The organism is Salinicola corii (assembly GCF_008298015.1).
In the GTDB taxonomy this organism is placed as follows: Bacteria; Pseudomonadota; Gammaproteobacteria; order Pseudomonadales; family Halomonadaceae; genus Salinicola; species Salinicola corii.
On record NZ_VTPX01000017.1, the window covers coordinates 1 to 15,815 of the forward strand.

At 61.2% G+C, this 15,815-nt stretch carries 13 protein-coding genes and 1 pseudogene; 10 read left to right on the forward strand and 4 right to left on the reverse strand.

What is annotated here, in order from left to right:
* Positions 1-391: 391 nt before the first annotated feature.
* The 10 genes and pseudogenes from F0A16_RS19415 (at position 392) to F0A16_RS19460 (ending at position 11,001) form a co-directional block, all read left to right on the forward strand.
* The gene (locus F0A16_RS19415; protein WP_149437354.1) at positions 392-739 is read left to right on the forward strand and encodes an NADH-quinone oxidoreductase subunit A; all 348 of its coding nucleotides are present in this window, start codon (positions 392-394) and stop codon (positions 737-739) included.
* Positions 730-2,040, forward strand: coding sequence for an NADH-quinone oxidoreductase subunit D-related protein (locus F0A16_RS19420; protein WP_149437356.1), 1,311 nt, complete (start codon positions 730-732; stop codon positions 2,038-2,040). The genes F0A16_RS19415 and F0A16_RS19420 overlap by 10 nt, the downstream gene beginning before the upstream one ends.
* Positions 2,033-2,956, forward strand: a complete 924-nt coding sequence (locus tag F0A16_RS19425) for an NADH-quinone oxidoreductase subunit H (protein WP_149437358.1) — start codon at positions 2,033-2,035, stop codon at positions 2,954-2,956. Before F0A16_RS19420 ends, F0A16_RS19425 begins: the two co-directional genes overlap by 8 nt.
* Positions 2,956-3,591 (forward strand): NADH-quinone oxidoreductase subunit J, encoded by a 636-nt coding sequence (locus F0A16_RS19430; RefSeq protein WP_239023900.1) that lies wholly within the window; start codon positions 2,956-2,958, stop codon positions 3,589-3,591. Before F0A16_RS19425 ends, F0A16_RS19430 begins: the two co-directional genes overlap by 1 nt.
* A gap of 27 nt (positions 3,592-3,618) precedes the next feature.
* Positions 3,619-3,924 (forward strand): NADH-quinone oxidoreductase subunit NuoK, encoded by a 306-nt coding sequence (gene nuoK, locus F0A16_RS19435; RefSeq protein WP_149437360.1) that lies wholly within the window; start codon positions 3,619-3,621, stop codon positions 3,922-3,924.
* Positions 3,924-5,816, forward strand: a complete 1,893-nt coding sequence (locus F0A16_RS19440) for an NADH-quinone oxidoreductase subunit 5 family protein (protein WP_149437363.1) — start codon at positions 3,924-3,926, stop codon at positions 5,814-5,816. The genes nuoK and F0A16_RS19440 overlap by 1 nt, the downstream gene beginning before the upstream one ends.
* The gene (locus tag F0A16_RS19445) at positions 5,813-7,300 is read left to right on the forward strand and encodes a complex I subunit 4 family protein (RefSeq protein WP_149437365.1); all 1,488 of its coding nucleotides are present in this window, start codon (positions 5,813-5,815) and stop codon (positions 7,298-7,300) included. Before F0A16_RS19440 ends, F0A16_RS19445 begins: the two co-directional genes overlap by 4 nt.
* Positions 7,300-8,709, forward strand: a complete 1,410-nt coding sequence (locus F0A16_RS19450; RefSeq protein ID WP_149437368.1) for an NADH-quinone oxidoreductase subunit N — start codon at positions 7,300-7,302, stop codon at positions 8,707-8,709. Before F0A16_RS19445 ends, F0A16_RS19450 begins: the two co-directional genes overlap by 1 nt.
* A gap of 63 nt (positions 8,710-8,772) precedes the next feature.
* Positions 8,773-10,089, forward strand: a complete 1,317-nt coding sequence (gene egtB, locus F0A16_RS19455) for an ergothioneine biosynthesis protein EgtB (protein ID WP_149437370.1) — start codon at positions 8,773-8,775, stop codon at positions 10,087-10,089.
* A pseudogene (locus F0A16_RS19460) lies at positions 10,043-11,001 on the forward strand (L-histidine N(alpha)-methyltransferase). Before egtB ends, F0A16_RS19460 begins: the two are co-directional and overlap by 47 nt.
* 186 nt (positions 11,002-11,187) lie before the next feature.
* On the opposite strand, the gene F0A16_RS19465 reads toward F0A16_RS19460, so the two are convergent.
* The 4 genes from F0A16_RS19465 to F0A16_RS19480 form a co-directional block, all read right to left on the reverse strand.
* The gene (locus tag F0A16_RS19465; protein WP_149437372.1) at positions 11,188-11,601 is read right to left on the reverse strand and encodes a hypothetical protein; all 414 of its coding nucleotides are present in this window, start codon (positions 11,599-11,601) and stop codon (positions 11,188-11,190) included.
* An 841-nt stretch (positions 11,602-12,442) separates the two neighbouring features.
* A complete protein-coding gene (locus F0A16_RS19470) occupies positions 12,443-12,997 on the reverse strand; it encodes a cytochrome b (RefSeq protein ID WP_081919660.1) in 555 nt (184 codons plus the stop codon).
* 31 nt (positions 12,998-13,028) lie between these two features.
* Positions 13,029-13,811 (reverse strand): copper resistance protein B, encoded by a 783-nt coding sequence (locus F0A16_RS19475; protein ID WP_051896465.1) that lies wholly within the window; start codon positions 13,809-13,811, stop codon positions 13,029-13,031.
* Complete coding sequence (locus F0A16_RS19480) at positions 13,804-15,768, reverse strand: copper resistance system multicopper oxidase (protein WP_149437374.1); 1,965 nt, start codon at positions 15,766-15,768, stop codon at positions 13,804-13,806. The genes F0A16_RS19475 and F0A16_RS19480 overlap by 8 nt, the downstream gene beginning before the upstream one ends.
* Between the last annotated feature and the right edge of the window lie 47 nt (positions 15,769-15,815).

Below are 15,815 nucleotides of genomic sequence, written 5' to 3' on the forward strand. Positions count from 1 at the left end.
AAGACGTTGGTGAGTATCTGATGGGGTACTACAACCGACAGCGACCTCATGCCTTCAATGACAGCATGTCCCCCGTTGTGGCCGAGGAAAACCTTAAAATACTGTCCGGAAATAGTTGACCACTACACTGTCGTTCACACCTTGCCGTTCCAGCCGACCGTAACTTCCGCATGACCCGATGCCGCTGGCTGCGTGACGGCCGACTCTGCCTCGCACCTTGGCTATTGTTGACCTACTTTATCCAGGGAGCTAAATGAGGACGCTTATTCAGTTTGCGTTCAGGTCAGCCGCCTACCCTTCGATAAAGGGCTGGTTATCAGCGAAGGGACTGGGACCCGCGGTCATTGTCTCTGGCCCAGGTTCGTTTGAATCAGCGACGCGAGGGATCCGCATGGAGCTGTTCGCTCTTCTCATCATTCTGATCGTGGTACTGGGCGCCGGGCTGCTGGTGCAGTGGCTGCCCATGCGTCATCAGCCTCGGCCCAGATGGTCCCAGCGCGTGCCGTTTCTGGGCGGGGGGACGCCCGACAGCCACGCCTGGAGCCGCTACCACGTTCGCTACTACTCCATGACGCTGCTGTTGATCGCCTTCGAGATGGAGATGATGTTCATGTACCCGTGGGCGGTCGTGTTCGTCGAGACGGGCAAGAAGGCCATGATGGAGATGGGCATGTTTCTCGCCATCCTGTCGGTGGGCATCGTCTATGCCTGGCGTGAGGGGGTGTTCAAGTGGCAGTGAACTGGCTGCACAAACTCGCCTCGCGTGGCAGCGTTCCTGTGTTTCCCGTGCTGGGCAAGCAGGGTGATGGCGCGCTGCGGCATCTCGCGCTTTCTCCGCAAATCGAACTGGTCGACTCGCCGCGCCACGCCAGTGTGTTGCTGGTGGCGGGGGAGATTCCGGCCGACCGCTTCGAGCCCCTGCGTCGGGTGCATGACCAATTGCCATACCCCTTCACGACGCTGTGGTTTCGCAGCGAACCCTGGCCTCATCTGGAACGCGTGGCCCGTATCGACGATCTCGACGACCTGCCCGGCGCACTGGTCACGGCGCATCTCGAATTGATGGAAGGCTGCCGCGGCAGTACCCATCGTCTCCTGCCGGACGAGCCGCCCAACCCTTGGGAAGGCGAGGGCGATTTCGGCCAGGGCGGTGAAGGCATGATGGGCGGGGTGCCCTACGGGCGACCCATGGCCATGAACATGGCAGATGACATCCGCGACGGATTGACGCTGGATTCACTGACTTTCCGGCTGGGGCCGTTCTTTTTCGCGTTTCCGCCCGGCATGGCGGCGGAGATCACCCTGCAGGGGGATCTCGTGCAGACATGGCAAACGCAATTTGCGCCATATCCACAATCTCTCGACGATATCTTTTTCAACGCTCGCGAGCGCCCCGTCCCCATTGCGGAGGTCGAGCTTGCCCGGGCCCGCCATCACCTTCACCGGCTGTTCCATGCATTGCACCTGGCGGGTCTGGAGAATGTGAGCCTGCGGACCTTGCGTCTGGCGCATGGATTGTCGACGTCGAGTACCCTCGATGGATTGCGGCGCGCACTATCACGTAGCGGCTTCTTTCGCCTGACGGCGGGCGGCGGCGTGCTCGGCCCCGAGCAGGCGCGCATGATCGGTGGGTCCGCCGCTCGAGCTGCCGGAATGGCTGATGACCTACGCTCGGAGGATGCCGGCTATCGACGATTGGGGTTCTCTCCCGTCTGTCAGACTGCGGGCGATACCCATGCTCGCTGGCGGCAGCTTCTGGACGAAATCGATCAGTCCCTCCATCTGGCCCGTCTGGCCGAACGCGACAGGGTACACACGGAGCGAACAGGCAGCGTCGAGACACCGCGTGGCCCCTGGTCGGCGCGGCGGCCGGCGGATGCGAGCGCGCTCTTCGACGAGCTGTTACCCGGGCTGGAGTGGGGCGATGCCCTGGCGACGGTCGCCAGCCTGGATGTCGCGGGGGTGGCCGATCAACCTGTCGGCACACGGCCATCCGGCGAGTCCCGGGCGGTACGGGGAGGCACCGGGAACGATGTTTAGCGAGCTGTTTCTGCCGGTTCTCATGGTGATCTTCATGTTGGTTGTCGGCGGTTATGCCGTTGCCGTGCTCGATCGCCTGGTTGCCAGCGCGCTTGGCACCCCCCAGGCCGGAGGTATCTGGCTGGCGCCGATAGCGCGCGGAGCCTGGTTGCTGATCCAGCACGCCAATGCCACCGAAGCGCCTGACTGGCGAGCCTGGCGGCTGGCACCAGCCCTGTATCTGGCGTTGGCGGCGGGCGGGCTGGCGGTGGTGCCATGGTCGGCATCGCTGGTCGCCACGGATCTGGTCACCAGCGTGGTGCTGTGGGGCAGCGTGGAAGCGCTGGCGACCGTCGTCATCTTCTTGCATGGCTGGTCGGCGAATTCGTTACTGGCCTTGATCGGCGGGTACCGGTACGTGGCGCTGGGGCTCTCCTACATCCTGATCAGCATGTTCGTGCTGATCGGCGTGGCATTGCCGGCCGAATCGCTGCAGTTCACCCAGGTGGTGGCTTCGCAGGAAGGGCTGTGGAACGTCATTCGCCAGCCGCTGGGGCTGCCGCTGTTTCTCATCGTCGGCCTGGGCATGACCTTCTGGGGGCCGCTGAACCTGGCCGATTCGACGGATCTGGCCGGCGGCACGGCCTCGGAGATCTCGGGACCGCCACGGCTGGTCTGGGACATGGCCCGGGCGGCCATGCTGGTTGCGTTCAGCGGCGTGGCAGCGACTGCCTTCCTGGGGGGGGGGCTGGGGCCCTGGCTGCCCGGCCCGTTATGGATGTCCCTCAAGATGCTGGCGGTATTGAGCGTGCTGCTGTTGCTCGGGCGGCTACTGCCGCGACTGGCGCCGGAGCGCTGCGTCACCTTGATGTGGGTCGTGTTGCTGCCGCTGTCGTTTATCGATCTGGTGTGGGCCGGGATAGGAGCGCTGTTGTGATGGAGAGCATGAATGACGGCATCGGTGTCGATATCGCGTTTCTGCTGCTGGCCACGCTGGCGGTGGCCACCGGGTGGCGCGTGTTTCGCACCGACTCGATGGTACGGGCCTCCTTCTTTCTGCTGGTGTCGTTCATCGCCGTGGGCGTGATCATGATCCTGTTGGCGGCGGAATACCTGGGCGTTGCCATGTTCTTCATGATGGCCGTGGAAATGACGGTCATGGCGCTGTTCATGGTCATGTTCATGATGAACCCGGCCGGCCTGAATCCCATGAACATGGTCCACCAGGAACGTATCGCCATCGGGGCCGGCATCGCCGGTTTTCTGATACTGGGCGCCATGGCCCTGTTGGCGGTATTTCCCGATCAGCCGGTGCCGGCAGACCTCGAACCCGTCAGATCACTAGGCAACGAAATGCTCGGTGATTCGATGCTGATTTTCGAATCGGCGGGTCTCGTGCTGCTGACCACCATGATCGGCGTGGTGGTGCTGTCGAGCCATCGCGGGCGCTATGGCGCAGCGGCGGAGGGCTCGATGCCGCCGGGGCTGGAACCGGGCGGCGACCCGGCAGGCAAGCCCGAGGAGGACGAAGCGGGCGAGGGCGAGCATCACCATCATCACCATCATCACTGAGCGGGACAGACAGGCAGGGAGGCTTGCATGACACTCGCCACACTTTTGCTATTGGCAGCGGCACTGATCGGTATCGGGATCTATGGCGCGCTTTCCCAGCAGTCGTTCGTGATGTTGATGATGGGACTGGAGCTGATCCTCAACGGTGTCATGCTGGCGGCGGTGGCTTTCTGGGCCTTCAGCGGGGCCGGAGCACCGGAAGGCCAACTGCTGACGATCATCGTCATGGCCGTGATGGCCATCGAGATGGCGATGGGGTTCGCCCTGGTGGTCGCGGTCTTTCGCGGTAAACAGGCCGACATGACCGAATCGCTGACCGGGCTGAAATATTGATGCTGTGGTCCGTTCCTCTCGTGCCGCTGCTGGCGGCCCTCGTCATCCATGGGGTCGGCAAGCGTTGGCCGGGCGACGACAGGGGCCGTGCCATGCTGACCCTGGCGGGGGTGGCGATCACGGTCGCTACCTTGCTGCTCGTGAGTGTCGCGGTCACGGTGGACTGGAGCGGCACCTATCGCTGGAGTTCCCGAGTCGTTCTGTCGCTCGGGATGACGTCCGCGAGCGCCGTGTTCGCCATCGTCGTGCCACTGATCGCCGCGCCGATCATCGTCTACAGCGCCTACCATGAAGCATCGCCGGTCAGTGGCGGGGGAACGGCGCGCCCACCCGTCGGACTGATGGTGCTGCTGACGGCGTTCGTCGGCGCGATGGAACTGCTCGTCCTGGCCGAGGATTTCGTCACCCTGCTGATCGCCTGGGAACTGGTCGGGGCATGCTCGTGGGCGCTGATCGCCCATGAATGGCAGAAGGCCGGCAACCTGCGGGATGCCGCCTGGGCGTTCCTGGTCACTCGCTTCGGGGATCTGGGGCTGTACATCGCCGCGGCGGCAGCGTTCGCCGGCACGGGCTCGTTTGCCTTTGCAGACCTGGCCCAACTCGATGGGTGGCGGCTGGACGTGTTCGTTGCCGGCGTCGTGCTGGCCGCCGCCGCGAAATCCGCCCAGGTGCCGTTCTCTCCCTGGCTGTTTGCCGCCATGTCCGGGCCGACACCGGTGTCGGCATTGCTCCATGCGGCGACCATGGTCGCGGCGGGGATCTATCTGGTGGTCCGGCTGCATGCGGAACTCTCCGCCGTCGCCTGGTTTGCGCCGGTCGCCATCACGCTGGGGTTGACCACTGCCCTGTCAGGGGGGCTCGTGGCCTGTCTTCAGGGCCATGCCAAGAAGCTGCTGGCCGCCTCGACATCGGCCCAGTATGGCCTGATGTGGCTGGCGGCAGGGGCGGGCTTTCCCGGCGTCGCCCTGGTGCACTTCGTCACGCATGCATTCACCAAAGCGGCGCTGTTCCTGGCCGCCGGCATCGCCGAACGCCATGTCGACAGCTATTCGCTGACGGCGATGCGCCTGGGTCGCCTGCTTCCTGGCGTCGCGGCAGCCAGCATGGTGGCCAGCCTGGCGCTGGCGGGCGTCGTTCCGCTGAGTGCGGCGTGGAGCAAGGAGAAGATCGTCACGGCCGCCGGCCATCAGGCGCCCTGGCTGGCCGTGATCGTCGCCGTGGCGGCAGGGCTCAGTGCGCTGTACGCCACGCGCTTTCAGCTGCTGGCGTTCGGGCGGGGGCGGCATGACCGCATGAGCGAGGCTGTCTCCCGGCCCGGCCACTCCCGGGCGGAAGCCGCCGCGCTCTACCTGCTGGCGGCAGGCACATTGGCACTGTCGCTACTCTGGTGGCCCGGTGTCGGAAATGGTCTCGCCGATTGGCTGTCCGTGCACTTTCCCGGGACCAGGCCGTGGGAACTCATCCTGTCGCTACTGCTGGTGGCGCTGGGCATGGGCCTGGGCGTCTGGGCGGTGCGTCGTGAAGTGACGGGGGCGCGCCGACCTGGCGCCACGCGAACCGGCGTGGCGGACTGGCTGGGCCTGCCGAGGCTGGCAGCATGTGGTGCGAATGCCGTGCTGATTTTCAGCCATGGCCTGGCACGCTTCGACGATCGCGCCGTGGATGCCGGGATCCGGGGCAGTGCCCGCTTCGGTGCGTGGTTGGCCAGGCTGGGAGAGCGGCGTGGCGAAGGCGCGTTCGATGGGGCCACGAACCAGCTCGCGAAGGGTGTCGATTGGGCGGGGCAAGTGGCACGTCGGGTGCACACTGGGCAGATGCATCACTACTACACCGGTATCGCGGCAGGACTCGCCGCGATCCTGATCATCCTGAGCATAGGAGCGCTCCTTTGATTTTGACTGCAGCCTTGGGGCTTCCCATGCTGGGGGCTCTCGCACTCGCCGTTTCAAGCCTTTGGACCGAGGCCACGGCTCGCCGGTTTGCCATCGCGGTCTCGGTGTTGCCGGTGTTGTTGCTGGCCTGGGCGTGGCGACAGTTCGATCCGCAAGGTGCGCTATTCCAGTTCGTCGAGGAGGTGCCCTGGGTACCCAGCCTGGGCATGAGCTACAGGTTGGGCGTGGATGGCATTGCGCTGGCTGTCGCGACGATGAGTGCGCTAGTCTTCTCGGCCAGCATCGCCTACCCCGTGGACACGAAGCATCAGCCTCGCCAGTACTACGCCTGGATGCTCTTTCTGCAGTCCGTGTCACTGGGTGTCTTTCTGGCGCTGGACCTGCTGCTCTTCTATGTCTTTTTCGACCTGAGCCTCGTGGGGATGTTCTTCCTGATCGGCCGTTGGGGGCATGGCCAGGCGCAGTTCGCCGCGTTCAAGTTTTTTCTATACACCTTCTGCGGCTCGCTGTTGCTGCTGTTAGCGATCATCGGACTCTATCTGTCGGTCGAACCGCATACCTTCGACATGCGCGTGCTCATCGAGCAGCAACCGCTGGCGGGCGCGGGCATGACGGCCGGCCTGGTGTTCCTCGCCCTCATGCTCGGCTTCGCCATCAAGACACCGGTGGTGCCCGTGCATACCTGGCTGCCCCAGGCGCATGTCGATGCCCCGGGGCCGGTCTCGGCGATTCTCGCCGGGGTGCTGCTCAAGATGGGTACTTACGGAATCATCCGCATTCCGTTCGCCATGATGGCGGAGACGTTCTCACGCTATGCCCTGGTCATTGCGCTGTTCGCGGTCGCGTCGATTCTCTACGGGGCTTTCGTGGCGCTTGGTCAGAGCAACCTGAAACGACGTATCGCCTACACGTCGATCAATCACATGGGCTACACGGTGCTGGGTATCGCCGCCGCCGGTGCCCTGATCCAGGACACCGGATATGCCCGCGAGCTGGCCCTGGTGGGGGCCACGATGGAAATGGTGGCGCACGGCCTGATTACCGGGGCGCTGTTCCTGATCTGTGGCTCGTTCTGGCAGCGTACCGAGGAGTATGACCTGGACAGCTACGGTGGTCTGCTTCGTCAGGCCCCGTGGCTGACCGCCTTCGCCGTGCTCGCCTCCTTTGCCAGCCTGGGCCTGCCCGGCTTGGCCGGTTTCGTGGCGGAGTTCCATATCTTTGCCGGCACCTTCGGTGTCTATCCATGGCTCGCCGTCATCGGTGTGCTGGGCATCCTGGTGACGGCGGCGCTGTTTCTGCAGATGCTGCAGAAGGTGTTCTTCGGGGCGATGCCGGAGCGCTGGGCGCAGTTCGAGGATCTGCGTCCCATCGAGTGGGGCGTGCTCGCGGTGCTGTCGGCAGGCTTCGTGATCATCGGCGTGGCGCCGGCGTTTCTGCTGACCCTGGTCGAGGCATCGGCGACGCTGCTGGTGGGAGGTCGCTGATGCCTATCGGTGACGTACTGCCGGAAATCAGCCTGACGCTGGGTGCCGTGGCGATCGTCCTGTTCGCCAGCTTCGTCCGTCAGCGGCAGCATCACTGGGCAGCCGTGCTGGCCCTGCTCGCCATCGGCCTCGGCGCGGGGTTGACCGTCGCGCAATGGGGCGGGGCGCCGCGGCTGACGTTTTCCGGTGTCTGGGCCCTGGATGGCGTGGCGCTCGCCAGCAAGCTGGTGGTGCTGGTCGCCGGTGCGCTGGTTGTCGCGATGTCGCCTGAATGGATGCGGACCGATCGCCGCCATGGCGAGTACTACGCGCTGGTGCTGTTCGCCCTGCTGGGCGTCATCATGATGGCATCGGCCAGCGATACCATGGAACTGGTGTTGGGCGTGCTGCTGTCATCGGTGGCGAGTTACCCGCTGGCCGCCTATCACCGTGGCTGGGCGCCCGCGCTGGAAGCCGGGATGAAGTATTTCCTGATCGGCGCCTTGACCAATACGTTGCTGACGATCGGGGTGGTGGTGCTGTTCGGCCTGACCGGCAGTACCGGGTATCCGGACATCGCCCAAACGCTTGCCACGGACAGCGACCGCCTGGCGCTTACCATTGCCACGGCCTGCGTTGTGCTGGGCCTGACCTTCAAGCTGGCGGCGTTTCCGGCTCACGCCTGGATGCCGGACGTGGCGCAGGGCTCGCCAGTACCGGCGGCGGCCTTCTTGACTGTCATTCCCAAGGTCGGTGCCGCAGTGGCGCTGGCCCGTTTCGTCTCCCTGCTGCCGCCGGACGTCGCCTCGCGGGCGATCGTGGCATTGATCTCCGTCGCTACCATGACGCTGGGTAACGTGGCGGCGTTGCGACAGACGGACGTGCGCCGCCTGCTGGGCTGGTCATCGGTTTCCCAGTCCGGCTATGCCCTGATGGCCATCGTGGTGCTGGGTGTCAGCGATCAGGCCCTGCCGGCACTGGTGTTCTTCCTGGCGAGCTATGCCACGGCCAACCTGGCTGCCTTCGCCGTGGTCACGCACCTGCGGGGACGTACCGCACTGGACGATTACCGGGGGCTGGCCCGACACGCACCGATCGCGGCCACGATACTGATCGTGTCGCTGTTGTCCCTGGTGGGGATCCCGCCGCTGGTCGGCTTCTTCGGCAAGCTGATGCTGTTTCGCGTCACCCTCGACGGCGGTTACGCCTGGCTGGCGCTCGTGGCGGCAATCAACACCGTCGTCTCGCTGTTCTATTACCTGCGCATCGTCGCGCCGATGATGTTCGGCAATCATCGGTCCGCCGTGCATGTGCTGTCGGGCCAGTGGGCGCGTGCCACGATGGCCGTGGCGGGCGTGCTGCTGATCGTCGGAGGACTCGGCGCGGAAGCGCTCTCGCTGTTTACAGAATCGATACGCTTTGCCCTGTAGGCCCCGGCGGGCCTGGCCTGCCGGATCCACGTCAATGGAGTGATACTGAGAAAGGAGTCATTTATGTCACCTGCTCAAGGTTTGGCCATCGAAACGCCAGACAACCTGCACGCCAAGGAGTGGCTGCGCGCGTACCAGCGGATTCGTGCCGCCACCGAGGCCATCTGTGCGCCTCTGCACAAGGAAGACTACATGGTGCAGAGCATGCCGGATGTCAGCCCGCCGAAATGGCACATCGCCCATGTCAGCTGGTTTTTCGAAGCCTTCATCCTGAAACCGTTCCTGCCCGCCTACCAGACCCTCGACCCCGCGTACGATCACCTCTTCAACTCCTATTACGTGACCCACGGCACGCCGTTCCCCCGGCCCGAACGCGGCATGATCTCGCGGCCGACCGTGGACGATGTCTATCGCTATCGCGCTCACGTCGACCGGGCCATGGAAGCGCTGCTCAGCGATCCACCGCAGGAACATCTCCAGGAGATTCTCCGACGTCTCGAGCTGGGCCTGCCGCACGAACAGCAGCATCAGGAGCTGCTGCTAATGGATATCAAGCACATCCTGGCTCAGAACCCGTTGTGCCCGGCCTACCGGAACGACCTGGCGCTGACGCCCGCGCATGACGTCGCTGCGCTCGGCTGGCATGTCTATCCGGCCGGCGTTCGGTACATCGGCCACGACGAAACCAAGGAGGGCTTTGCCTATGACAACGAGATGGGGCGCCACCGCCAGTTCGTCGAGGCTTTCCAGATCGCCGACCGCCCGGTGACCAACGGCGAGTTTCTCGCGTTCATGCAGGCGGGGGGATACGACAAGCCCGAGCACTGGCTGTCGGACGGCTGGGCCACGGTCGAGGCCGAAGGCTGGCAGGCGCCGCTCTACTGGGTCGAGCGCGACGGTGTCTGGCACCACTACACTCTGGGCGGCCTGGTACCGGTCGACATGAACGCGCCGGTCTGCCATGTCAGCTTCTTCGAGGCCGATGCCTATGCACAGTGGGCCGGTGCCCGCCTGCCCACCGAGGCCGAGTGGGAGACGGTGGCCCATGATGCCGCCATTCAGGGCAACTTCGGGCAGGGGAACTTCGTCGAGCAGGACCATCTGCAGCCGGTCGCGGCCGTGCAGCCAGCGGAAGTGCCAGGACAAATGTTCGGCGATGTCTGGGAGTGGACGGGCAGCGCCTATCGCCCCTATCCGGGGTTTCGCAAGTTGCCGGGCAGTCTGGGGGAATACAACGGCAAGTTCATGTCCGGCCAGATGGTGTTGAGAGGCGGCTGTTGTGCGACGCCGGCCGATCACATCCGCGTCACCTATCGCAACTTCTTCCCGCCTCATGCCCGCTGGGCATTCTCGGGATTTCGCCTGGCAAGAGAGGCGTGACCATAATGTCGAACACGGCAACAGCCGTGCGTTTCCACGATCAGCAACCTCCGGTTGCCTTCAAATCGCTACGCGACGAGTTGCTTCGAGGCCTGAGGTCGGCCCCCAAGATGGCATCACCCTAGTGTTATACGATCGGCGTGGTTCGGAGCTGTTTGACCAGATCTGCGAACAGCCTGAGTATTATCCCACACACGGAGGAAGCGATCCTGCGCGATGCCGCCGATGACATCGCCAATGTGGTAGGCCGGGATGCCACGCTGATCGAACTGGGTAGCGAAGCGAGCCGCAATGTCCGCCTGTTGTTCGAGACGGTGCGACCGACGAGCTATCTGGGTATGGATATTACCCGTGATTTCCTGCTGGATAGTACGCGATGTCTCGTCGCTGACTATCCTTCATGCTGCTTATGCTGACTTTTCGCAGCGCGTGGCGATGCCCAAGGGGCTGGCGTGCGATCATCCGGTAGCTTTCTTTCCCGGCTCGAGCATCGGTAACTTCACACTGCAGGAAACGGAGCCATTTCTGCACAGCCTGCACTCAATGCTGCCTGGGGATAGCGGTTTGCTGATCGGCGTCGACCTGATCAAGGACGCCACAATCCTCAATGCTGCTTACAACGATGTAGCGGGGTGACGGCGGCCCTCAACTTCAATCTGCTCGAGCGGCCGTGCCGCGAATTTGAGGCCGATCTCGATCCGCAGTTCATTTTCGCCTATGGCGTTTTACAGCGAAGCGCAATCGCGTACCGAGATGCACTTGGTCAGCGATATTGCCCAGAAGATCGAGGTGGTCGACGAAATTTTCCGTTTCGAGGCTGGAGAGACGCAACATACCGAGAATTCCTATAAATACACGATCGAGGGATTCCAGGTTTTAGTTGGGCGTGCGGGCTTTTCAAGCGAGAGCTGAGTGGGTCGATGATGCCGCTCTGTTTAGTGTTCATTAGGTGGAAAGAGCTTGGTCTACTGTTTTTAAGGCTGAATCACGTACATAGGTTCTTTTTTTAACTATTCTTTTGCAAAAGCATTTGCCAAAAACGTGACAGCCAGGCCCTTTGTTTAGGGCCTGGTGCGTTGATTTAATTATTTTTTGTGGCTATTCAAATCCCATGTGTATGTTGTAACGACTGTTTGACTCGTTGACACTGCCCAGTGCAGAACCTTTTATCTCAAGGTAGTACTGCCCCGGTGTTACGTCCTCGGTGATCATGAAGTGTCCACTGTTGTCGGTGTCGCTAGCTAGTAGCTGATCAGCAGAGTTGTATAATGCAGCTTCGATTGCCATTGATTGGCCTGAATCGCTGGCAAGGTGTTCGCTGCTTAAGTAAAGCTTACCAGCCCGATCAACCGGGACTTGGTAGCGAACGGAGGTGCTCGCTAACTGCTGGGTAGAAGAGATACCTTCTTGTAATATCTTGTTCGCTGTATCTTGATGTCCCGGAGCAGCAAAGGCGGGTGCAGTGATAGCCACGGCAAGCGCTAAGGTCAATGCTTGAATTCCACGGTTCATGACAATCTCCTAAAAGTTGGTACAGCCTAAGTATGTGCGACGAATCTGAACTGGAGCTGAAAGCGATACGAATATTGATGGATAAACTTGAAAAGCGAATCTGGTAATGGGGTGGCGTAAGTCAATTGCACTAAGTGAATGTTTTCTTTGCGGTTCTGCTTGTTCTATCACATTGCAATCCTTTCACCAAATTAGATAGGTCTTCAGATGTTCATGCCACGACACCTCGTCCGACCTATGATAGCACCACTTATGTTAAACTCTGTTTCTTTATAGCCTCTCTGTATTTCGAACGTTTCTCGAATCTGCTTGAAGATTCAGACCACTAACGGTGTTTAAAATGACTGAAAAGGTTTGGTGCATAGGAAATGATATTTCTATAGCCGGTAGCCGGTAGCCGGTAGCCGGTAGCCGGTAGAGGGTAGGGGATGCCGTGTTGCCAGCAAATAAATCTTGAAGAACCGACCAGCAGAGCGGCACTGGTTAGCTTGTTTGGCGAGTGAGTCCTCCAATTTCCGAATTATAGCTGCATTTGTCCTGCATTTTGACGAACATAAGGATCGGGAAAGGCCGCATTGTCTAACACGATCGCACGGGATCCATATGCAAACTATCGAATTATAAAGGACACCGACTAGAATCACTCAAACCATGATGGATACGTCACACCTATGACGATGAGACGGCATTCATGGTTTCCTGCATGAGTCTCCCTGAGTCCGACAAGTATTTTCGGTCCGATCCATCGACTCTTCAAGAGGATCAAAAGATTGGAAACAGGGAGCTCTACCAATTATTTCATCCGAATATCTTCGAAATCTTGCTTCGAACTGACGCTAGATCAGCGGCGCCGGGGCCCGGCTATGCGGCTAAGAGTACCATCCCGGCGTATCAGGCCGTGCCAAAGCAGTGCCATACCGGCATGACCGACAATCAGCACCAGCAGGGTCCAGCCAAGCCAGACATGCCACTGGCGAGCCTGCATCATCCGAGGACCTTGGGTGCTTCCGCCGTCGAATAAAGGTATGCCGAAAGGTGCGAAGGGCTGACCACCGAGCCAGGTCATGTAGAGCCCGAGAGCCGGTATTCCCAGCATTAGCAGATAGAGCAATAAGTGCGACAAAGTCGCGATTTTGGCTAACTTGCCGACGTGAGCTGGGCGGTGGCGTAAGTTGAACAGTGCCCAAAGTGCGCGAAGTACAATCAAGCCCATCAACAGCGTGCCCAGGGGTTGATGGGTCGAAAGCCAGGCTTGTACCCACTGTGGGTGTCCCCATAATATTTTTGCTGCCATCCCGCCAAGTTGCCAAAGCAGCAGCGCGCCGATTCCCCAGTGTAACCATCGGCTGATTCTGCCGTAGCGATCAGGTGTGTCCTTCACGGGTAAAAATGCCATCGTGATGCTTCCTCCTCCCCACAGCAGAGACTCAGTACCAGGCTCGCAGACCCACTACCCATGCAGTAGTCGATTCATCCTCGTCGTAATTGCGTTCATGACTGATCCCCACGTAAGGGCTGATCTCCCGTATCAGGCTATAACTTAGCCTCAGCCCGACCTCGCTGCTGTTGAGGCCTTGCTCCAGGTCATATTCCGGCACATCTTGAAGCGATGCCGAGAGCTCCAGCCGAGGCTGAAGAATCAGTCGTTGAGTGATGAGCATTTCATATTCGAATTCGGTGCTTGCGCTGACATCACCCTCGTCACTGACGAATAACGCAGTGTCGGTTTCCATCATCAAAGGTGCCAGCCCCTGAAAGCCAACGACCGCGAAGCGTCGATCGGGGTCCGGATTGAAGCTTTGACGCACGCCCGTCTGCAAGTTCCAGAACGGGCTTATCGCGCGACTATAGAGCAACTGGAGATCGCTGCTTTCGGGACCTCCTCCATTGGTTGGCCCTTCTCCTTCGCTTTTCCACCAGAAACGGTCGATGTCGTTTCCAATCCAGCCTTGGGCATCCCACAGCCAGGCGTTGGGGGCGCCGTTTGTGTCGCGATACTCGAACCGATCCAGGAGTATCTGGCTGAACAGCGCGTCATCATGTACCGGTTCGTTCCACTCGGCGGGAGAGCCGCTGTGGGCGTTCAGAGGCCCGCCGGGGACGACTTCGTCCACATTGGCACGGCCATGGTTGTCGGCGATAGCGGCGACTGGCAAGCATAGAGCCGCGAGGAGGAGTGTTCCGCAACAGGTGAATTTGCTGTTAAACATTGTCGAACGCCTCCGCCGGAGCGACTCTGACTACCCGGAACATCCCGGCATCCATGTGGTACAACAAATGGCAGTGGAAAGCCCAGCGACCCGGTTCATCTGCAGTGAGAAGTAATGACGCACGCGAGGCCGGCAGGACGCTGAGCGTGTGTTTGAACGGTAGGTGTTCCCCCTGTCCGTTCTCCAGCTCCATAAACATGCCATGTAGGTGGATGGGATGCTCCATCATGGTGTCGTTGACCAGCACCAGACGAATACGGTCTCCCAGCACGATGTCGATTGGCTCGGCGTCGGAATACTTCACGCCGTCGAATGACCACATGTAGCGATCCATATTGCCGGTCAGGTGCAGTTCGATCGTACGTGACGGCGGGCGTCGGTCGCGCATGGGCTTGATGTTGCGTAGCTGACTATAGGTGAGCACGCGATGATCGACAGTCTCGAGACCGGTCCCACGTTCACCGAGCCGGTTGCGCTGCAGCTCGGCGACGTTGATGTTGCCGGGTCCGTGGCCGCCTTGCTCATGGCGTGACACGACCGGGCCGGCATCCTCTGCGCCCATTCCGCCCATTCCGCCCATTCCGCCCATTCCGCCCATTCCGGCCATGGCGTTGTGGTTGCCGCCGGCGTGATTCATGCCCGACATGCTGCCATCGCCCATGCCATTCCTGGAGCCGTGATTCATACCCGACATGCCACCATCGCTCATGCCATTCATGGAGCCGTGGTTCATCGACATGCTGCCATCGCTCATGCCACTCATCTCACCGGCGGCCATGCCGCCCATGGCGCCGTGCGACATATCCATACCCATATCCACCATCGTGCGCTGCGGTGGCTCTCTCAACGGGGGTACCGCCGCGCGCATGCCAGCGCGAGGCGCCAAAGTGCCCAAGGCGAAACCACTGCGGTCCATTGATTCCGCCATCAGCGTGTAGGCAGTGTCTGCTCGCGGCTCGATGATAACGTCATAGGTTTCTGCGACACCGATCTGAAACTCGTCGGTTTCTACCGGCTCCACTTCCTCACCGTCAGCACCTACCACTGTCATGGCCAGGCCGGGAATGCGGAAGTTAAAGTAGGTCATTGCCGAGGCATTGATAACCCGCAGCCGTATCCTCTCTTCCGGTTGAAAGAGTCCTTCCCAGCCAGCCGCCGGATGACGGCCGTTCATCAAGTAGGTGTACGTCGACCCTGTCACATCGGCAATGTCTCTGGGACTCATGCGCATATTGTTCCACGCCAGACGGTCTTGTAGCGTGGCTTTCCAACCATGCTTCTCCACGGCCTCGAAAAAATCGCCTGCCGTGCGTTCGTTGTAGTTGTAGTAGTCGCTTTGACTTTTCAGCCGTGCCATCACTCTATGTGGATCTTCAAAGGTCCAGTCGTTGAGCATGATCACGTATTCGCGATCGGCCTGTATCCGATGGGGGGCTGCAGGGTGCACGACGAGCGGGCCGGTCAGACCGATCTGCTCCTGCATGCCGGAGTGACTGTGATACCAATAGGTGCCGCTCTGGCGCACGGGGAATGCCGCCTCAAAACTTTCGCCAGGTGCGATGCCGGGGAACGACACACCTGGCACGCCATCCATCTCGAACGGCAAGAGCAAACCATGCCAATGAATAGAGGTATCTTCATCGAGATGGTTGTGAATGCGCAGGCGTGCGGTTTGCCCCTCCCATAGTTCGATTAGCGGCGCGGGAATCGAACGATTGATGGTGATGCCGCTGCCAAGGCCACCGGCGATGGCAACCCGTTCTCGACGCACGTCGAGATCCAGCGAGACAGGGCGGGGCGAGCCGCCCGCAACCAGCGCCGCGACCCCACTCTGCGAAGAGAGCGCCTCGCCTCGGGCATAGCTGGGTAGCAGTGACTCCAATCCTGCTAGGGCGCCGGTTCCGGCCAGTGCGATCAGAAGTCGACGACGATCATTATCGATCGAGCGATGTTTCATGGATTTCATTCCCCAACGTGCGTGAGATCACCTAAGAGCGCGTGCGG

Excerpts from the sequence above, each read along its gene's own strand:
- F0A16_RS19470 (WP_081919660.1), bottom strand. The coding sequence starts at position 12,997 with ATGGCATTTTTACCCGTGAAGGACACACCTGATCGCTACGGCAGAATC.
- F0A16_RS19440 (WP_149437363.1), top strand. The coding sequence starts at position 3,924 with ATGCTGTGGTCCGTTCCTCTCGTGCCGCTGCTGGCGGCCCTCGTCATC.
- F0A16_RS19465 (WP_149437372.1), bottom strand. The coding sequence starts at position 11,601 with ATGAACCGTGGAATTCAAGCATTGACCTTAGCGCTTGCCGTGGCTATC.
- egtB (WP_149437370.1), top strand. The coding sequence starts at position 8,773 with ATGTCACCTGCTCAAGGTTTGGCCATCGAAACGCCAGACAACCTGCAC.
- nuoK (WP_149437360.1), top strand. The coding sequence starts at position 3,619 with ATGACACTCGCCACACTTTTGCTATTGGCAGCGGCACTGATCGGTATC.
- F0A16_RS19415 (WP_149437354.1), top strand. The coding sequence starts at position 392 with ATGGAGCTGTTCGCTCTTCTCATCATTCTGATCGTGGTACTGGGCGCC.
- F0A16_RS19425 (WP_149437358.1), top strand. The coding sequence starts at position 2,033 with ATGTTTAGCGAGCTGTTTCTGCCGGTTCTCATGGTGATCTTCATGTTG.
- F0A16_RS19475 (WP_051896465.1), bottom strand. The coding sequence starts at position 13,811 with ATGTTTAACAGCAAATTCACCTGTTGCGGAACACTCCTCCTCGCGGCT.
- F0A16_RS19430 (WP_239023900.1), top strand. The coding sequence starts at position 2,956 with ATGGAGAGCATGAATGACGGCATCGGTGTCGATATCGCGTTTCTGCTG.
- F0A16_RS19450 (WP_149437368.1), top strand. The coding sequence starts at position 7,300 with ATGCCTATCGGTGACGTACTGCCGGAAATCAGCCTGACGCTGGGTGCC.
- F0A16_RS19480 (WP_149437374.1), bottom strand. The coding sequence starts at position 15,768 with ATGAAACATCGCTCGATCGATAATGATCGTCGTCGACTTCTGATCGCA.